At 39.9% G+C, this 18,836-nt stretch carries 18 protein-coding genes; 3 read left to right on the top strand and 15 right to left on the bottom strand.

Annotation, left to right across the window (positions count from 1 at the left end):
* Nucleotides 1–136: 136 nt before the first annotated feature.
* Nucleotides 137–1,519: a sigma-54 interaction domain-containing protein gene (locus tag AF333_RS11485; RefSeq protein ID WP_307723437.1), complete on the top strand. Its 1,383-nt coding sequence runs from the start codon at nt 137–139 to the stop codon at nt 1,517–1,519.
* 109 nt (nt 1,520–1,628) lie between these two features.
* Here the strand turns inward: AF333_RS11485 and AF333_RS11480 are convergent, their stop codons facing one another.
* From AF333_RS11480 to AF333_RS11435, 10 genes are all read right to left on the bottom strand, one after another.
* Nucleotides 1,629–3,071 (bottom strand): aldehyde dehydrogenase family protein, encoded by a 1,443-nt coding sequence (locus AF333_RS11480; RefSeq protein ID WP_043064449.1) that lies wholly within the window; start codon nt 3,069–3,071, stop codon nt 1,629–1,631.
* Nucleotides 3,072–3,345: 274 nt separating this feature from the next.
* Nucleotides 3,346–4,860 (bottom strand): sodium:solute symporter family protein, encoded by a 1,515-nt coding sequence (locus AF333_RS11475; RefSeq protein ID WP_043064450.1) that lies wholly within the window; start codon nt 4,858–4,860, stop codon nt 3,346–3,348.
* A complete protein-coding gene (locus AF333_RS11470; protein ID WP_043064451.1) occupies nt 4,860–5,051 on the bottom strand; it encodes a DUF3311 domain-containing protein in 192 nt (63 codons plus the stop codon). The genes AF333_RS11475 and AF333_RS11470 overlap by 1 nt, the downstream gene beginning before the upstream one ends.
* 221 nt (nt 5,052–5,272) lie before the next feature.
* Nucleotides 5,273–6,247, bottom strand: a complete 975-nt coding sequence (locus AF333_RS11465) for a hydroxyacid dehydrogenase (RefSeq protein WP_043064452.1) — start codon at nt 6,245–6,247, stop codon at nt 5,273–5,275.
* Between the two features lie 230 nt (nt 6,248–6,477).
* Nucleotides 6,478–8,409 carry a sigma-54-dependent Fis family transcriptional regulator gene (locus AF333_RS11460; protein ID WP_043064453.1) on the bottom strand — a complete coding sequence of 644 codons (1,932 nt, stop codon included), beginning with the start codon at nt 8,407–8,409 and terminating at the stop codon, nt 6,478–6,480.
* Nucleotides 8,410–8,536: 127 nt separating this feature from the next.
* Nucleotides 8,537–9,607, bottom strand: coding sequence for a DUF3298 domain-containing protein (locus tag AF333_RS11455; protein ID WP_052811792.1), 1,071 nt, complete (start codon nt 9,605–9,607; stop codon nt 8,537–8,539).
* 143 nt (nt 9,608–9,750) lie between these two features.
* Nucleotides 9,751–10,170, bottom strand: a complete 420-nt coding sequence (locus AF333_RS32745; RefSeq protein ID WP_052811796.1) for a Crp/Fnr family transcriptional regulator — start codon at nt 10,168–10,170, stop codon at nt 9,751–9,753.
* 44 nt (nt 10,171–10,214) lie between these two features.
* Entirely contained in the window at nt 10,215–11,924 is a 1,710-nt protein-coding gene (locus tag AF333_RS11445; RefSeq protein WP_043064454.1) for a M20/M25/M40 family metallo-hydrolase, read from the bottom strand.
* Nucleotides 11,925–11,964: 40 nt separating this feature from the next.
* On the bottom strand, nt 11,965–13,362 hold the full coding sequence (locus AF333_RS11440; protein ID WP_043064455.1) for an alanine/glycine:cation symporter family protein: 1,398 nt from the start codon (nt 13,360–13,362) through the stop codon (nt 11,965–11,967).
* Between the two features lie 221 nt (nt 13,363–13,583).
* Nucleotides 13,584–14,321 (bottom strand): IclR family transcriptional regulator, encoded by a 738-nt coding sequence (locus AF333_RS11435; RefSeq protein WP_043064456.1) that lies wholly within the window; start codon nt 14,319–14,321, stop codon nt 13,584–13,586.
* A 357-nt stretch (nt 14,322–14,678) separates the two neighbouring features.
* Here AF333_RS11435 and yhfH (AF333_RS31740) point away from each other — a divergent pair, with 357 nt between their 5' ends.
* Nucleotides 14,679–14,810 carry a protein YhfH gene (gene yhfH, locus AF333_RS31740; RefSeq protein WP_074715128.1) on the top strand — a complete coding sequence of 44 codons (132 nt, stop codon included), beginning with the start codon at nt 14,679–14,681 and terminating at the stop codon, nt 14,808–14,810.
* Between the two features lie 147 nt (nt 14,811–14,957).
* The gene (locus AF333_RS11430) at nt 14,958–15,578 is read left to right on the top strand and encodes an RraA family protein (RefSeq protein WP_043064457.1); all 621 of its coding nucleotides are present in this window, start codon (nt 14,958–14,960) and stop codon (nt 15,576–15,578) included.
* Nucleotides 15,579–15,689: 111 nt separating this feature from the next.
* On the opposite strand, the gene AF333_RS11425 is transcribed toward AF333_RS11430, so the two are convergent.
* The 5 genes from AF333_RS11425 to aceA form a co-directional block, all read right to left on the bottom strand.
* Nucleotides 15,690–16,379, bottom strand: coding sequence for an LrgB family protein (locus AF333_RS11425; protein ID WP_043064458.1), 690 nt, complete (start codon nt 16,377–16,379; stop codon nt 15,690–15,692).
* 12 nt (nt 16,380–16,391) lie between these two features.
* Entirely contained in the window at nt 16,392–16,775 is a 384-nt protein-coding gene (locus AF333_RS11420) for a CidA/LrgA family protein (protein ID WP_080787606.1), read from the bottom strand.
* A gap of 28 nt (nt 16,776–16,803) precedes the next feature.
* Entirely contained in the window at nt 16,804–17,202 is a 399-nt protein-coding gene (locus tag AF333_RS11415) for a carboxymuconolactone decarboxylase family protein (protein WP_043064459.1), read from the bottom strand.
* Between the two features lie 122 nt (nt 17,203–17,324).
* Nucleotides 17,325–17,450 carry a protein YhfH gene (gene yhfH / locus AF333_RS31735; RefSeq protein WP_021623851.1) on the bottom strand — a complete coding sequence of 42 codons (126 nt, stop codon included), beginning with the start codon at nt 17,448–17,450 and terminating at the stop codon, nt 17,325–17,327.
* A 96-nt stretch (nt 17,451–17,546) separates the two neighbouring features.
* Nucleotides 17,547–18,824 carry an isocitrate lyase gene (gene aceA / locus AF333_RS11410; RefSeq protein WP_043064460.1) on the bottom strand — a complete coding sequence of 426 codons (1,278 nt, stop codon included), beginning with the start codon at nt 18,822–18,824 and terminating at the stop codon, nt 17,547–17,549.
* Between the last annotated feature and the right edge of the window lie 12 nt (nt 18,825–18,836).

Here is an 18,836-nt window from a genome sequence, read left to right as displayed (position 1 = left end):
ACATAGTTTATAACTTCCCCCTGAAGAAAAACCGAGTTATAATTTACTCAATTGTGTCAATTGTAACTCTATTTGTATGTAATATAGAATAAACATATAAATACTAGGAGATAGTTACGACATGGAGGGCTACATCGTGCAAAATTCGATGAATGATAATGAAAAAATAGAAATGAGTAGCAAGGTACTTAAAAAGATCTTAGACCACTCCCCTAATGAAATTTACGTTCTTGATAAAAACGCGCATGTTGTCTACGTAAACAGGGCCTGTGAACAGCATTATGGTATCAAGCTGGATGAAGTTGTCGGGAAACATAATGATGAAATGGTTTCTAAGGATTATTGGAGACCTCTGATTCTTCCTCGTATATTCAAAGAGAAGAAAGCGGTAACAGTTAAGCAAATAACTTATAGTGGTAAGGAATTGGTCACAACAGCCATCCCTTTGCTAAACGATGAACAAGAAATCGAACTTATTATCACTACCGGACAGGAGCCGAACTACAAAGACATCTATCTTCCAGATGAACAGGAACCAGACGATACAAGCAATAATGAGTCTTATAAAGAAAACGTCATTACGAATAACAAAGAAATGAATGAGGTAATTAAACTATGTGACAAGGTATCCAAAGTCGATACAACGATTTTAATTCAAGGAGAATCCGGTACAGGAAAAGGGGTACTAGCCAAATATATTCATAAGAAAAGTCATCGAAGCCATGCCCCTTTTTTATCTATAAACTGTGCAACTATACCGGAAGAGCTGCTAGAATCAGAGCTTTTCGGATATGCGGAAGGAGCATTCACCGGAGCAACGAAAAGTGGCAAGCAAGGATTGCTTGAGTTGGCGGATGGGGGTACCGTTTTTTTGGATGAAATCGGGGAAATTACACCAAAAGTTCAGGCAAAGCTTTTACAGGTGATTCAAGACCTCGAATTTCTTCCTGTTGGAGGAAAAGAAATAAAAAAAGTCGATATCCGCATTATGTCTGCTACTAATCGAAACTTATATGAGATGGTACAAAATAAACAATTCAGGGAAGATTTATATTACCGACTCCATGTTGTCAATCTGCAAATTCCGCCCTTACGGGAGAGACAAGAAGATATTGTTCCGTTAACCTATCATTTTCTTTCTGTATACAATAAAAAATATCAACTTAATCGGATTATTTCACAAGAGGTTTTGAACGTTTTTTACAATTATTCATGGCCCGGAAATATTAGACAATTGGAAAATATGGTCGAAAGCCTGGTTGTCACGAGCGACGGTATCATCCAAACGTCCAATTTACCGGCTATATTATTGAAAAATACGAAGCAAAGCGGCGTAACTCAAGGCTCTTCTACTCTCTCCCTTGAACTTGCGCTAGAAGAGCTGGAAAGAACGATGATTATCGATTCCTACAAAAGATACAGAAGTACACGAAAGGTAGCAAATCACTTGTCTATTAGCCAGTCAAAAGCCGCAAGATTAGTACGTAAACATTGCAGCGAATTAGACTTTTATGAGTAAAATAAGGGAAGCAATCCGCGTTCAAAAAATAAAAAGCCAGTTATACTTTTCTTTACATCCATAAAGGACGAGTAGTATAACTGGCAAAATACTTCAACTTCCCCACATATTACATTCGGTCCATATAAACTGTCTTGACTTGTGTATAAAATTCAATCGCGGTCTTTCCTTGTTCACGCGAACCAGTACTGGAATTTTTACAACCGCCAAACGGCACTTGCGGCTCGGAACCAGCCGTTTCTGAATTTATATGTACCAGACCTACCTCGATATCCTCAATAAAACGGTGAGCCACGGTCAAGTTATTCGTACAGATGGCTGCACTCAAACCATATTCCGTATCATTAGCCATTTCTATCGCTTCCTCATAGTTTTTGACTTTAAAAAGAGCAATGACTGGTCCGAAAATTTCTTCACGTGCAATACGGGCATCACAAGGCACGTTCTCAAAAATTGTAGGCTGTACATAAAAACCGTTCGCTAACTCTTCTTCTGCTGGAATTTCACCTCCACACAAAAGCGTTGCTTCTGTCTTTCCGGTATTTATCATCGCTAATACACTATCGCGTTGTGTTTGAGAAACGACCGGACCTATAAATGTGTCATGCTGGAGGGGATTACCTACTTTCAGTGTTTTTGTATGTTCCACAAGCTGATTACGGAAAGCTTCATAAATTCCTTCTTCTACAATTATCCGACTGGTCGCCGTACACTTCTGTCCTGTAGATTTAAAGGCTCCACCTACAGCAACTTCTATGGCTTTATTCAAGTCAGCATCCGCAAGAACAATAAGCGGATTTTTCCCGCCCATTTCCATCTGCACTTTTTTCCCTTTTTCTGTTGCCTGCTTTTGAATTTGGCAGCCTACTTGATTTGAACCAGTAAACGAGATGGCTTTAATATCTGGATGCTCTACTATTTCTGTTCCGATGACAGAGCCTCTGCCAAACACGCAGTTCACGACACCTGCCGGCAGTCCTGCCTCATCAAAGGCTTTCATTACATGATATACGGATTTCGGTGTAAGATCAGCAGGTTTAATCACTACTGTATTCCCGTAAATAAGAGCAGGCGCTAGCTTCCATACTGGAATAGCAATCGGAAAATTCCATGGCGTAATCATCCCAATAGGACCTAATGGCGTACGAGTTGTATATAAAAACGTTTCCACATTACCGGAAGGGATAACTTCACCGAGCGGTTGCCGTGCTTCCCCGGCATAGTATTCGAGAATGCTAATGGCGCGCTGGGTTTCTCCAATACCTTCTACCAACGTTTTTCCTTCTTCTAATGTTAAGTCACGCCCTACTTCCTCAAGATTCGCTTTTAAAATATCAGCCGCTTTCTGTAGATATACGGCACGTTGTTGGAATGAGAGTTTCTTCCAAAGCGAAAATGCTCTTTTTGCAGCCGACACCGCTTCTTGTATATCAGCTACAGCACTCGATGGGAATTCTCCTAAATTTTCTCCATTATGTGGGCTAAGATTTTCCTTGTATTCCCCTGAACTCGGCTCTTTCCATTGTCCATTAATATAATTCAAATATCGCATATCTCAATAATCCCATCCTTTGTTTAGAGTAGTAACGTACACTATTTTATTGCAAAAGCAATGCCACTTTAAAAACCACTATTTGTGATAAGAACTAACAAGAATTTCAGTCTCAACCTGAAAAAAATCGAGTTAAATTTCATTCAATCCAGCCATTTTTGACTCGCTATAAATGTGTTTCTTCCAAATAGAAAAAGTCTGTCATCTCATCTTTCTTTTATACTTTATAAAGATGAGATGACAGACCCTTATCCAATTGTATTTAAAACTTCTCCTATTTAACTGCTTGATCATCTAATATATCAATTTGAAAATCAGTATTCGCCTTATCAGTCTCTTTTATTGCGATTACAGGTTTCCTTGTAACTGCACTCACTCCCAATGTGACAGCAAAATTAATAAGCAATACAAACAGGCCTATATCGATATCCTTTATTACTTGCGGCAAAGATGGAAATAGTGTTGCAAGCGTAGTGCCTGAAATGGTAGAGTAAGCGACGATAATGATTCCAACAATCATTCCAGCAATCGCTCCCTGTACGGTAACCGGATTTGTTCTCCACAAGCTGAAGAATAAAGCCGGGAACAATTGCGCCATAAAGCTATAGGCCATGAGATATAACATCATAATCGATTTGCCGCCGCTAAACGTAAAATAAAGAGTAATCAAGGAAATGATAGGGACAAAAATACGGCTTAGCTTCACAAGCCGCTCATCTGTCGTATCCGGCTTCCATACCTTATATACGTTTTTGGAGAGAATAGTAGCTGTTGATGTTAATACTAATGAGCTAGGTACAAGGGCTGCTAGCGCTCCTGATGCTCCAATTATTCCAACGAACCAGGGATCAAATGACATCTTCGCCAGCTTGAATAAAGCTAAATCTATATTCGCTCCTTTTAGGTCCGGAATTTGAAGTACAGCAGCAAAACCAATAAATAAAGAGAAAACGATAATGACTTGATAGATTGGCATAATCGCGGCATTCCAACGAAGTGCGTTTGCGCTTTTTGAAGAGAAAACTCCTGTGAGCATATGAGGAAACATATAAAAAGCTAACGCCGTCATAATCGTAGCGGAAATAAACCACGAAACACTCAACCCTTGTTCGGGAAATAGCAAGAAACTCGTTTTAGCCGTATCGATTGCCTGAAACATCGGCTGAATACCACCATAATAGTGAAGAGGAAAATAAATTCCCATAAAGACGACAACCGCCAAAATCATGATGTCTTTAATTACTGCCGTCCATGCCGAACCATGAATTCCCGAAGCCATAACATAAATCGTTATCGAAAGCACAGCGATACATATAGCAATATTCGGGGATATCGTGCCATATGAAGCTTCAGAGACAATAATCCCTAACCCTTTTAACTGCATAATTAGATATGGGATAACAGAAATAACGCTAATGATCGCAACGAGAACACCTAATGCTGGACTATTGTATTTTTTATCATAAAAATCAGATTGCGAAATGACGTTATGTTCTTTGGCATATTTCCAAATCGGCGGCAACAGCCAGTAAGCGATGACAAAGTAGAAACAGTTAAAGGCATACACAGCAGCAGGAATGCCAGATGAGTAAGCGCTTCCACTCGCACCTAAGAAAGTATATGTTGTAAATATTTCACCTGCCATCAAAAAGAAAACAAGAATACCACCAAACCCCCGTCCGCCAACTGCCCACTGTTCCAAGTTCATATCTTTACCTTTACGAGCTTGGAGTCCTAACCAAATGGATAAAATGAGAAAAGCAACAATAATAAGAAGAGCCGTATTCATTATTCTGCTCCTCCTTTATTTGCAGGATCAAGCATATTGGCGATTATCAAGAAGATAGAAGTAAGACAAATCCATAATATTGTCCAGAAGAGAACAAAGGGCATACCGAAAACGTAAGGTTCGACTCGATTGATAATCACAAGCGAGCCAATAGCTGGTATTGTGGTTAGCAGATAAATGATCTTCCTCATGCATCATTTCCTCTTTTCCTTAAGTAGTAGTATGCGATCTATCTGTATGTCCAAAAGGGCTCCTTCTTTTACAGCTAATACCCCAGTAAAACGTAATTTTCGTCGCATGCAAGCAACGGAGCCCTTGAGCTTATACTTGATCTATCTCACTTAACGCAAGGGTTATTTCATTTAATTAAATATTCATATTAAACTGATAATTGTAGGTGTTTATATGTACTTTATAAAAACACCTTCTTAATTAATGGCTCATTCACGCTCCAGTCGGGTTTTCTACCGGAAAGAACTTGATCGATTTGTATCGCTGCATCCATAGCCATACAAATGGAAGCCTCTTTCGTTAAAGCAGCGTTATGGGGAGTAACGATGACGTTATCCAATTCAAAGAGAGGATTTCTCTTGTCAGGAGGTTCCATTTCAAATACGTCGATTCCAGCACCGGCGATTCTTCCTTCCCGTAAAACCTGAATCAGATCATCCTCCTTAACCACTCCCCCTCTTGAAGCATTAATGAGGTAAGCTGAGGATTTCATCCAAAGAAATTCCCGTTTTCCTATTATGCCTTTCGTTGTTTCCGTTAAAGGAAGATGAAGACTAATAACATCCGCATTTTTGAATAGCCATTCTACATCTGTCACAATTTCCAATGAAAGGTTCGAGGTAGCATCTACATAAGGGTCATATCCGACCACTTTCATGCCTAAACCTTGGCGTGCCTTATCAGCTAATAACCTGCCTATTCTCCCTAACCCGATAATTCCCAAAGTCTTGCCGCCCAAATTCATACTATAAAGCTGGTTGCGGATAGCAAAATTACCAGTACGTAACTCTCTGTCAACCAGGAGCAGATTTTTAGACAAACAGAACATTAATGCAAGCACATGCTCAGCTACGGCATTGGCATTTGCCTGTGGTGTATTCGTTACATAAATTCCTTGTTGTGTTGCTTCCTCGATGTCAATATTATCTAATCCTACTCCGTACTTAGCAATGATTTTAAGTTTTTTACCTGCCTGAATCACTTTTCTATTGATCATCGCGTTCGATCTTGTCAATACAGCATCACAATCGTTGATCTCTTCCATAAGGACTTCTTCCGCCAGCCCGGAACCCAATTTAATTTTGTATCCTCGCTCCAACAAATAATTTTTTCCCTCTTCCTCAATATCCTGGGGAATGTACACCGTATAATTCACACTACTCCTCCTTGCTTTTTACAGTTTAATCGTCTCTTTTTTGATATCCCAAAAAGCATAAACCTATATTCCAACACCTCCATATTGTTTTCAGTTATTCATTTAGCAATAGTAATGCCAATTTCGAAAATACAGTTTTATTCATAAAAAAAGTCGATTGTGCATTCAATCGACTCATCTATCGCCATTAACATTTTGTTCAAACTTGAAACAAATTGTTTCAGGTCGTTTCAAATTGTTTCAATATTCATCTCTTTCATCTTTCTCCATAAGGTTGTCCGGCTTATTCCTAATTCAGCAGCCGCTTTACTTTTATTATATTTGACCCTTTCAAGCACCAGAAGAATCTTCTCTCTTTCGGATCGGTATAATCCAAGTGCAGAACTCCCCTGCATATCCTTATCCAAAGTAACCTTCTCAAGCTTATAATTGTCTGAGCATTTATTTACATCATGAATATCGATGATCTTGCCTTTACAGAGAACGGCCAGTCGTTCACAAAAGTTTTGTAGATGGCGAATATTCCCCTCCCAACTCCATTCACTTAGTTCCTTTTTCGCGGCGTCAGTAATGATAATGTGCTCGCAATCCATAAGTCCTTCCTGAATAAAAAAATCCACCAATAACGGAATATCTTCTCTATGCTCTCTAAGAGGAGGGAGCATCAACTTTAACACATTCAAACGATAATACAAATCTTCTCGGAAATCTCCGATTTTAACCATATGTTCTAGATTTTTATTTGTTGCTGCTAAAATTCTCACATCAATAGGGATAACCTTATCATCCCCAATACGTACGATTTCCCGTTCCTGTAGCACACGAAGTAATCGGCTTTGCAGCTTATGGGAAATTTCCCCGATTTCATCCAGAAAAATAGTGCCTCCATGTGCTAGTTCAAAGAATCCTGGTTTTCCACCTTTCATCGCTCCTGTAAAAGCTCCTTCTACATACCCGAATAATTCGCTTTCCAGCAAATTCTCAGGGAGTGCCGCACAATTAATAGCCACGAATGGACCGTTTTTCCGCTTACTATGATTATGTATGCTTTGGGCAAACATTTCCTTTCCGGTTCCTGTTTCCCCAACAATAAGGATATTTGAGTCTGCTTTGCTGAAGTGTTTGGCTATTTCAATCGTTTCTCTGATTTTTGTACTCCGGTAAAGAATGTCGTCAAAAGTGTGTTTTGCAACATGCCCACGCAAATGTATCTTCTTCCGGATTTTTCTCTCCATCTCCTGAATGCCTGTTACATCCTGAAACGTAACCACATCCCCCACCTTTTTGTCTCTTAAAAATATTCCGACTTTTTTCACTGCTAATTGGACTGATTGATATGTAATAATGTCTTCTTGGTATTCATCACTACTAAGCAGCATATTACGAAATTTCCCTGCAGGTACTATATCGAGAATAGAACATCCGATTACATTTGGTTTTGAGATGGACAACGTTTCCTGAGCTGCAGTATTAAATACGGATATTCTCCCTGTTTGATCGACGGCGATAACTCCTTCATAAGCATAGTTAAGAATTGTTTGGTAACGCTGAGCCTTTTCTTGCTCTCTTCTGCTGACAAGGGCCAATCGTTTGGCTTCAATTAAAGCCTGTCGGAATGATTCCTTTCCGGTTCGAATCAAGAGTGCTCCCAATCCTATCTTTTCAGCATATTTGCACGTACTTAATCCGCTTAAGATAACTTCGCAACCATCACGGGCAGCTAAATCTACCAATCTGGACGACTCTGTTATATCGTTTAAGACATATGATTGAATAGGCAAATCAACAATATCTGTGAAATTCTCTACCCCATAAATCATATTTAAGGAACCGATAACAGCTACCTTTTTCCTGCCAAAACGCGCTTTACAGTCATATAAACATCGAATAAGATCAATTCCCTGAACGGGCGTATCTACGACAGGGATAAACTCGTTGCTTTCCTTCAAGATTTTAGAAAGCAATCCCCTTGATATGATAACATCAGCATCCAGATTTAATTCTCTTACCCGATCGGCAACCACTACTACTTCTTCCAACTCAAACTCTACGTTTTCATAATCTATTTTCTCTATCTTTTCTAATTGGTTAAGTTCTTCAAATGTTTCGAAGACGTGTTCGATATATTCTTTGCATGGAACAACTAGTTTGATTTTAATCAAAATCATCCCCTCCAAATATAATATATCACAACCTTTTATTTCATAATTTACTATTAAAACAATTGACGAAGTACAAATAAAACAATAGGATGTCGGAAAACCGACATCCTATCACTGGGGACTATACTTACTTTGTTACTAATGGGATAACCAGCTTATTCACCGGTTGCCCATTCTCCTGATTTATTTCAAATAACTCCAGCGTCAATGTTTTCGGTGCATTCATATGCTTGTCCGGAATCTTTATTGCCTGTTTGATATCTCCCCATGCGGGGCCACCCACCGACGCTGTTCCATGTCCTTTACCTATCGTTTCATTCCCTTTCTTTACTGCATAATTATATGTTCCTTCAAATACACGGGCTTGACCGGTCACAATGTATTCTGTTCCGGATTTTGTCACTTTAATGCTGCGGAACACATCGTTTTCCGCTTTTGCTTCAAGTTCCCACTGAGGTAATAAATCATTTTTCAGTGTATAAATCGGAATTTCGAAACGTGGCTCTCCCATGTACCCTGGCGTTATCTCATATTCGGCAAAATGGATCACTAGATTGCTGTGTTCAATCGAAAAGCTTTGTGTATCCGAAATGGATGTAAACGTAAATTGCTCCTTCTCCGGATGCTCGTTGATTTGTTTTTTGATTTCCTGATTCAGCAGCTTTTTATAATCTACATTTTCTTTGAACAGATTCGATAACTGAATATTCTTCGCTTCAGCCTGATTTAAGATATTATAATAATCTGTCCGGCTTATTCCATTGGCACCGCCTGTATATGTGTATGTGTTTACAGCCAAAGATACAACGCTTCCGTTTGTCGTTACCTTATAATTGGCCGTCAGCTCATATGGGTGCATCTCCCAGCTATTTTTCTTTGCTTCCTCTGCAAATTGTGCAGCTTCTTTTTCCACATTTTCTTTGTCTTTCATCGCATGACGCATAATGATATCATTTAGTTGTGCTTCATATTTTTTATCTTTTAGTCCCTCAAACACCGGTATCTCCATCTGAATGTTTACCTGCTTTGTTTGAAGTTTTACGGATTTCGTTTGATACAGACTGCCAGGGATTTGTTGATTAACTTGTTCAACCTGTGTCGTATCGGCAGCGTGCATAGCGGTATTCGCCCATGCAGTTCCGCCTCCTATAGCCAAACAACCAACTATCCCTATCGCCCAAGCTTTTTTTGCTACCATTCATCTTCATCCTTTCTATCACTGCCTTACATATCTAACTGTAATGGAAAGTGAAAAGAAGGAGGTTGCAAAAAAGTTAAATCCTTTGTTGATGTCCCTTTATTACGCTTTTTCGTATGAATACAAGGCATTTACACCATGACTCAAGGCTGCTCCGGCTTTGACTGCAGATGCGACAATAATTGCCTCCAGAATCTCCTCCATCGTTCCTCCGTATTTCTTATATTAGAATGCATAGAGGTATGTGTAATGAGATAATCTGCAACTCGGTCGTCTATCCCTCGAAAAGCAACTTCTTCTACAAGCTGAGTAATAACTGACATTTTACGAATAAATAGACCATATATAAATTTGCTTACCGAATCATATGCATGCATCCAGTTTCGAAAGGTTTGGGCAGGTACGATCAAGGCTTCCACATCACTTTCAGCTGCAGCAAAAGCCTCATACTCCAAATCCCCCAATACACTGGCCATCATCATTAGACAAACACCGCCGCTATGAACCCGGTAGAGCGTTATCTCTCTGCCATTCTCTCCAACTCTATAAATAGCATGATGCATATGATGACCTTTTTCAAAAACCACAGGATCGGCTGGAACACGTACTACAGAAATATCGTTTTTGCTCCATTCCTTGGTGTCGATAGAGGATAGGCAAGGGAAACATTCAGCAGTCTCATCGTTACTTTTCGAATCACCGCCGGTAGGACACCGAAGGTATACGGTTTGTACACTCTTTCTGTCCACTTATGCGCGTCTTTTCCGTATACCCCTATATTAATAGAAGAGACATTCAGACTGCGGATTTCGTTCACAGGTAGAGGATTAATCAAATCCCACTGTGGGAAGTTTTTCATTAACGATATCATCTCTTCATCTGTCTCGTGCAGGGATAAAAAGCTGCCGTCCGCTAAATAAGGGAAGAACTTTTTCAACGCAAACTTCTCCCCTGTTTCCTGCTCTACATTCTCCAAAACATCCTTAATCGCTTCCACAAGCTCATGGTCGCGTTTCTTCTCTTCATTTAAATAATTATGTGGTAAGTATGGTGGCGCGTAAAAAATAATTACCCTTGCTTTTTTCTCCGGGTCAAGCTCCTGTAGCGCCTCTATAATCTTAAAGCAAAGCATGCGCGGCTCAACATCCTTGTTGTGTTCAAATACTGCTCTTGCCGTTTTTTCCGGATTCAATCCTTTTCTGCTCAACTCATCCATGTACTCGGCCAGGCTCGTCACTTCAATAGTCCAGGATAACGCCTTTGCTGGCAATCCGGTCCGCTTTAAAAATTCTTGATAGTGTCTATGAAGGAGATTTTCGACTTCCTTGCATGCCTCAATTGTGATTGCTGTTAATTTATCCATAATTTCTTTCCCTGTTGCTTCATAAATAAAGTAGTTAAAATACAAATAGCTGCTTGTCGCTGTCTGCACATTGTATGCCTCTTTGTTGTCCCGTTGATATAAGCAAGAAGGTGGCAGGACTAATTCTCCTTCAATATTCTCTGTTAAATCCACATTGTTATGGATGCGCCGGGTAATCTCCGCAGAAATCAGGTTTGGATCAATGCCCGATAACGTTTCTCCAACGTGTGCTTCCCTACCATAAATATAAAAACTTGGTAAAAGCTTGCCGGCTGCCCCAGTATAAATATAGCGGTAAGGATCATCATCATACAATGATGTAATAAAGTCATCATTAATTGCGATAATATATTGTAGATTGTATTCATCCTGCAACCTTTTCAATTCGGAAATCGCAGAAATAACCCCTTTATGCTGGCTCTCTTCATCTGGATTTAGCATCAATAAAATAGTACCGGGCAACTCCTCTAGATGCTCAGAAAAATACAATACATTCGCTAAATGCACGGCAATTCCACTCTGCATATCTACCGAGCCCCGGCCAAATAACCAATCACCTGATTGCGCATCCTTTTGTACATCTTTATCAAGTTCATAGGTTGCAAAAAAAGCAGCCAGGGCATCTGGATTTAACGCGTCTTTTTTTACAGAGCCAAAATCTTCAATTCCGACCGTATCAATGTGCGAATGATAAATAATCGTTCGGTTATCGTTATTTTCCCCTCTAATCAGAGCGAATATATTTTTACGTCCTAACGGATCATTTGGTATGTGCTGCTCCCATATATTCGTAGGATGCTGTTGAAAATACGGAAAGCTCATCAGAACGTTTTTAATAAAATCAGCAATTTCAACTTCTCCAGTTGTCCCGTTAACGCTTTTAATGCTTATGAGCGCACGGGTAAGCATTTCAACTTGATCGGCCATTACCATTCCTTGAATTTTATTATACATAAAAACCTCTCCTCGCCTTTTTCTTTTATTTATCTTTGTATTAATGAACTTTTCTCATTGGTCCATCTTTTTGTTCCACGCTTTCATTCCGTTTGTAAACATTCAAAAAATAGTCTTTTGTCACATCTCGCACTTCTTTATTTAAGAAGAGAACTGCGATAATGTTCGGAACAACGATTAGCGCCAGCAGCAAATCAAGGAACTGCCAGATGAATTGTAAACCTCCAACTGCTCCTACAAGAATGGCACATATGTAAATAAAGCGCATTACTTTCGCAAACGTACTCCCAAACAAGTACTCTGCTTGCTTCTCGCCGTAATAAACAATCACCACAACGGTCGAAAGTACAAAAAGAAACAAAACAAGAGACAAAATCAAACCGGCAAGAGAAGAACCGATTACTTCACCAAGCGCTTGTGATACCATGGAAGAAGCTTCTTCTGATTTGACATCCTTCCAAACACCAGAGGTTAATACGACAAGCGCAGTCATTGTACATACAATCAACGTATCAACAATGACCTCAAAAATGCCCCAAAACCCCTGTTTTGCAGGATGATCCGTCTGCGCTGTTGCGTGAGCGATCGGTGCTGTTCCCATACCGGCTTCATTCGAATAAATGCCTCGGGCCAGCCCCCAACGAATCGCAGCGGCAACCCCTGCGCCTATAAAACCTCCCGCTGCCGAAATCGGCGTGAAAGCGTGAACAAAAATCAACTCAAATGCATATGGAATCTCTCTAGCATTAAATACCAGCACAATAAGTGCAGCAATTAAATAAATCGATACCATAAGGGGAACAAGCTTCTCCGTAATTTGGCCAATTCGCTTAATGCCACCATACGTTACAAGCCCAACAAGAAGCATGACCAAGGCTCCTGTTATCCATACCGGAATATGGAAAGTACTTTGAACCAGAGTAGCGATTGAATTGGATTGAACCATCATACTCGCAGCAATCTCCAGCATCAGTCCAAAGGCAAACAGCCAGGCAATCGGCTTCCACCCTAATCCTTTATCAATGTAATACATCGGGCCTCCCACCCATTCCCCATCTTCATTCTTTTGGCGGTATTTTACGCCAAGCACAACTTCGGAATATTTTGTTGCCATGCTAATTAAAGCAACCACCCACATCCAGAACACAGCCCCCGGCCCGCCCATAGCAATTGCAACAGGTACGCCTACCATATTTGCTGCCCCAATAGTGGAAGCTAGGGCTGAGGTTGCTGCCTGAAATGGGGTAACTGAACCTGGTTTACTACTTTTACTGAACATTTTTCCAAATGTCTGGTTTAGAATATGCGGTAAATAACGAATTTGAAAAAAACCGAGACGAACGCTTAAGAATATACCTCCGCCCAATAAAAGCAAAATCATGGGCAATCCCCAAATCCATTCGGTCACTTGACTTACGATATGTGTTAGACCTTTCATAAATCGTCTCCTTCCAACATGATTTTATAGTCGTTTCACTTTAGCTCCACCCTAGCGAAACCGTTTTCACAATTCGATACGATGCTTCCTCTCTTTATACAGCCTGCATTCATTGTTTTGCGAAGAATAAGAATAATGTGCTTGTAATCACCCTCACTCGTTTTCCGTATTACGGAAATCATTTCCGTTTATATATCAAAAATATAAGGGGTAAATCCCCATTATATTTTTCCGATTTTCATTGATATTTCTGCCGCCGCCGCCTTAACTTTCTCGATTAATTCCGGAATACATTCTGATGTGAAGCGAAACGCCGGTCCGCCAATACTCAGAGCTGCTGTAACCTTATTGTTGTATCCAATAATTGGCGCAGCCACAGCGGCCGTATCTTCTGTTTTTTCACCAACGCTGATGGCATAGCCACTTCTTCTAATCTCAGAAAGCTGGTTCATTAATTTCTGTTTTTCCTGGGAAGAAAGCTGCAAAAGTCCGATAATCCGCTCTTTTTCATGCTCCGGCATATTCGCAAGAATGGTTTTATTAGGCGCCCCGATATGCAAGGGGATTCGAATGCCGAGATCCTCTGCAATACGAATCTTCAACGGACTATCTACCTTTTCTATAACGATCCCTTCCGTACCATTCGTAATATTCAAATAAACACTTTCCTCTACTTCACTTGCTAAGCGTTCCATAACAGACCTAGCTACAAACCGAAAGTCTACATTATCTAATAAGCGAAGTCCGATCTCCATCCATCTGTAACCGGCTTTATAATGCTTGGTTTCAGGAATTTGAGCCACAAGTCCATGTTGCATCAAAGAACTAAGCAATCTATGCAAGGTACTTAAAGGAAGGGACGTTTTTTCAGCCAGTTCAGATATTTGCCATCCATTTTTAGCGTCATCTGATATCAGTATGTCGATAATCATCATTGCTCGATCGATTGATTGAACCATTATGATAGCTCCTTATAACCTGTTGCCCCATACGGCTTTACAGTTATACGTAATTATATTCATATTCGTCTTACTTTTTCTCTAAAGCAGGGCAACAAAATAATATTTTCCGTATTGCGGAAAATGTTTCTAATTTCAAAATAATTATAAGAATCAACCTATTGTTTTGTCAAGAAAGAAAGCTATTTTCCTAAGAGTATTACTAAAACTCGTGTCCTCTCCTTTATCCGATTCGGTAAATATGGGCAAGAGAACAAAAATAAAAAGTTGTATAACAATCGTTGACAAAAGAAATCTGTTATAATACAATAAAGACACAGGAAAATTCAGAATAAAAAATCAATGGAGGGATATATAATGACAAGAGATTTGGAGTTCTATAGAAGTCTGCCAAAGAAAATGTGCTGTGAATGCGGTGAACATTTTGAAGAACAGGCAGAATCTTATCTTCATGAGTGTGAACGTTGCTTCAGCCATAATCATGAATAAAAAGGTGAGTAAATGACGGTAGAAAACGTGGTCTAGTACCTTGTTTATTCCTGAAATCAGGAATGGGCAAGGTACTATTGCTTTACGTTACATACTATTAATAAGCCATTAAACATAGTAAGAGATTATGTATAAGGAGAGAGTATAATGAGCGACATCATTCAACAATTCCGCGAAGTCCCAACAACCTGTATATCTGATGCCATGCAAGGACTTAACAACCTGGATTCGTGTATTAAACCCTTGAAAGATGAATATAAAATCGCTGGAAGAGCATTAACTGTAAAAATGCCAATCGGAGACAATCTGTGCGTCCTTAAAGCCATTAGAGAAGCAAGACCGGGAGACATTTTGGTTATTGATGCCAAAGGTGATACATACCGTGCTATTGCAGGTGATTTTGTAGTAGAAATGGCGCAAGCATTAGGTATACAGGGCATAGTAGTAGATGGGGCTATCCGAGACATTATGGGAATCAAAAATTTGAATTTTCCTGTTTTCTGTAAAGGAACAACAGTAGCAGCAAGTAATAAAGCAGGTGTTGGAGAAATCAATGTACCTATTTCATGTGGAGGAACGAGTATTCATCCAAATGATCTTATTGTAGGAGACGCAGATGGCGTAGTCGTAATTCCGCAAGCTGTTGAGCAAGACATTTTAGACAAATCAGTAGCAAAAATGGAAAGCGATCAGAAAAGGGAAAATAATGTTCTAAAAGATAAAGAACGAATAATACAGTATTTAGACAACATGTTACAAGGACGTTGATTTTTCTAACACTATTCTCAGCGTATAAAAGCACCACAATCCTGAATATACAATGGGGTTGTGGCGCTTTCGTATTCGCGGGTATTCAACGCAAGAAATGTAGACATTATTTTATGTTATAATCCACGGAATAATGATCGGAACCATGATAGAAACGAAAATCCCATTAACCCCCATAGCCACACCTGCAATGGCAGCCTGAAGCCTTCCTTCTAACGCAGCTTGCGCTGTTCCGATACCATGCGCCTGCACCCCAAGAGCAAGTCCTCTTGATAATGGATTGTGGATGCCCATTTTATTCATTATCCAGGGACCTGTCATAGCTCCTAGCATCCCTGTTATCACCACAAAAACAGCAGTCAAGATTGTATCCCCGTGAATGATAGAAGCCACCTCAACAGCCATAGGAGTCGTAATCGTCTTTAAGCTCATGGAACGAATAAGCTCCGATGATAAATGCAGACCTTTTAGCATAAGAACAGTCGCTGTTATACTTACCATGGAACCAGCTATTACACCAGCAAATGAAGGAATGATATTCCGGAACAAGATGGAACGGTTTTGATACAAAGGAACCGCAATCCCTACAGTAGCAGGTCCCAGAAAAAAACTTAACATATCCTTCGTTCCCTCATAGTCCTTGTAGTGGACATTGCTCAATATAAGGACAAAGATAATTAATGATGTACTAACAAAAACCGGATGGGTAAACGGGGAAGATACCCTCTTATTTAAGAAAATACTCCCTATATAAGCTCCAACCGTTATGATAAGCGTGTAAACCGTGATCGCTTTATCCATATGCTCGCCTCTTTACTCTTGATTGCTCTCCTGTTCACGGACAAGGAATTGCGAAACCCTCCCTGTCGTATAAATCCCAATCCATAAACTTACCAGTATTAAAAGAAACAACAACCAGCCCTGATGCAACAATAAATCTCCATAACTCATTAAACCTACTGCAATAGGGATAAAGAAAAACGACAAATGTTTCAAAAGAAGAGAAGACGCTTCTTCTATCCATTGTAGCGGAACAATTTTTGTTAGTAATAAACTGAAAAGAAGCAGCAATCCAATTAACGTTCCTGGTATAGGAAGATGGAAAATCTCGACAACGAGATTTCCCAATTCATTAAGGCTATACAAAAAAATGATTTGGACTACTATCCGTATAGCAATTGTTATTTTTTTTTTCACATCCTCTTACTCCTATCTGTTTTTTGTTTTAGTCTTTACTAATGTTATGTTGCATAAAAACTTTTTTCGCAATAATTAGTGCATTTTGAACACGAGGAAAACCTGTATAAGGAACCAGCTGCATGATTGATTCCACGACTTCTGTAGGTGTAAGGCCAGCCGTTAACCCTCTATTAATATGAACTTCAATCTGCCGCTCTGTTCCTTGTGTAACGAGTGATGAAATCGTAATAAGGGCCCGGCTTTTATTATCTAATCCTGGTCGACTGTATATATCCCCATAAGCAAACTCGATAATGAATCTTCTTAAATCGGGAGCGATATCCTCCAATGGGTCTGCAACTTTCCCCGAATCTCTTTCATCCTGTGTTACCGTTGTATATTCCATGAATTTATGGAACCCACGTCGATAGCGTTCATTTTCCATATACTAATCTCTCCCTTATTACTGTTAGTAAATCACTTATTTGTTATGAGTATATATACAAAACTTCAGGATAGAGCTTAACGCCCTATCCTGAGTGTAAACAGATACTAAAACCCGCTGGACTATTCTTCTTTTCTATTAATGCATCGCTCACAAACATGGACGTAGGATTCGTATTGTTCTTTGATTTCACAGCCACATTCACTACACTCTTTTTTTGGAAGATTCCTGTAAAACGATAAATTCATTTTTGATTCCTCCAATTTGTTATTTCCCATCCGGCAGTGTATACTATTACATAACCTTTTATTTTTTTATCAGTGCTGGATGGTACGAAAGGTACATTATGCCTTCGTGAATTGTTCGGCTTCAGTTGAGCCTGCAAGGGCAACTGTCGACGACGTTCCACCGCTAATGACTTGAGAAACTTCGTCAAAGTAGCCAGTACCTACTTCGCGCTGATGTCTTGTGGCAGTGTAACCGTATTGTTCAGCAGCAAATTCTGCTTGTTGCAATTCGGAATATGCTGCCATTCCTTTTTCTTTATAACCACGAGCCAAATCAAACATGCTGTAATTAAGAGCGTGGAATCCAGCAAGAGTTACGAATTGGAATTTATATCCCATTTTACCCAGTTCAACCTGGAACTTCGCAATGGTTTCATCATCCAATTTTTTCTTCCAGTTAAAGGAAGGCGAGCAGTTATAAGCAAGTAGCTTTCCAGGGAACTGTTCATGAATAGCATCAGCAAAACGTTTGGCCTCTTCAAGATTCGGCTCTGATGTTTCGCACCAAATCATATCTGCATATGGTGCATAGGCAAGCCCTCTTGAAATCGCTTGATCAAGTCCATCTCTCGTTCTGTAAAAACCTTCCGGTGTACGCTCTCCCGTAATAAATGGCGCATCATACGGATCAGCATCACTAGTAATGAGGTTCGCTGCATTCGCATCTGTTCTCGCGATTAGCACAGTAGGAACACCCATTACGTCAGCAGCCAACCGTGCAGCAATTAAGTTGCGCACTGAAGTTTGTGTTGGCAGTAGAACTTTTCCGCCTAAGTGACCGCATTTCTTCTCAGAAGATAATTGGTCTTCGAGATGAACACCAGATGCACCTGCTTCAATCATTGCTTTCGTCAATTCGAATACGTTTAATGAACCGCCAAACCCAGCCTCCATATCCGCAACGATAGGGGCAAACCAATTAATATCATTTTTTCCTTCTGCATGATAGATTTGATCTGCACGCTGCAGAGCCTGGTTAATACGTTTGACAACACTTGGTACGCTGTTTGCCGGATACAAACTTTGGTCAGGATACATATTACCAGAAAGGTTTGCATCAGCTGCAACCTGCCAACCGCTTAAGTAAATCGCCTTTAATCCTGCTTTGACTTGTTGTACGGCTTGATTGCCTGTTAGAGCACCTAAAGCATTAATATAGTCTTCTGTATTTACAAGATTCCAAAGACGTTCCGCTCCCATGCGGGCTAATGTATGTTCAATTTGAACAGAACCGCGGAGACGAATAACATCTTCAGCCGAATATGGTCTCTCAATACCTTTCCAACGACTGTCTTTCCAGCTTTCCTCTAATTGTGTTGCATAATGTTCTACCATATCTCATCCACC

This window comes from Aneurinibacillus migulanus (genome assembly GCF_001274715.1).
Lineage (GTDB): Bacteria > Bacillota > Bacilli > Aneurinibacillales > Aneurinibacillaceae > Aneurinibacillus > Aneurinibacillus migulanus.
The sequence above is the reverse complement of the archived record's forward strand: the minus strand, read 5'-3'. Positions and strand labels throughout refer to the sequence as shown.

Excerpts from the sequence above, each read along its gene's own strand:
- AF333_RS11480 (WP_043064449.1), bottom strand. The coding sequence starts at position 3,071 with ATGCGATATTTGAATTATATTAATGGACAATGGAAAGAGCCGAGTTCA.
- AF333_RS11475 (WP_043064450.1), bottom strand. The coding sequence starts at position 4,860 with ATGAATACGGCTCTTCTTATTATTGTTGCTTTTCTCATTTTATCCATT.
- AF333_RS11470 (WP_043064451.1), bottom strand. The coding sequence starts at position 5,051 with ATGAGGAAGATCATTTATCTGCTAACCACAATACCAGCTATTGGCTCG.
- AF333_RS11455 (WP_052811792.1), bottom strand. The coding sequence starts at position 9,607 with ATGGTAGCAAAAAAAGCTTGGGCGATAGGGATAGTTGGTTGTTTGGCT.
- AF333_RS32745 (WP_052811796.1), bottom strand. The coding sequence starts at position 10,170 with ATGCATCATGCTATTTATAGAGTTGGAGAGAATGGCAGAGAGATAACG.
- AF333_RS11445 (WP_043064454.1), bottom strand. The coding sequence starts at position 11,924 with ATGTATAATAAAATTCAAGGAATGGTAATGGCCGATCAAGTTGAAATG.
- AF333_RS11440 (WP_043064455.1), bottom strand. The coding sequence starts at position 13,362 with ATGAAAGGTCTAACACATATCGTAAGTCAAGTGACCGAATGGATTTGG.
- AF333_RS11435 (WP_043064456.1), bottom strand. The coding sequence starts at position 14,321 with ATGGTTCAATCAATCGATCGAGCAATGATGATTATCGACATACTGATA.
- yhfH (WP_074715128.1), top strand. The coding sequence starts at position 14,679 with ATGACAAGAGATTTGGAGTTCTATAGAAGTCTGCCAAAGAAAATGTGC.
- AF333_RS11430 (WP_043064457.1), top strand. The coding sequence starts at position 14,958 with ATGAGCGACATCATTCAACAATTCCGCGAAGTCCCAACAACCTGTATA.
- AF333_RS11425 (WP_043064458.1), bottom strand. The coding sequence starts at position 16,379 with ATGGATAAAGCGATCACGGTTTACACGCTTATCATAACGGTTGGAGCT.
- AF333_RS11415 (WP_043064459.1), bottom strand. The coding sequence starts at position 17,202 with ATGGAAAATGAACGCTATCGACGTGGGTTCCATAAATTCATGGAATAT.
- yhfH (WP_021623851.1), bottom strand. The coding sequence starts at position 17,450 with ATGAATTTATCGTTTTACAGGAATCTTCCAAAAAAAGAGTGTAGTGAA.
- aceA (WP_043064460.1), bottom strand. The coding sequence starts at position 18,824 with ATGGTAGAACATTATGCAACACAATTAGAGGAAAGCTGGAAAGACAGT.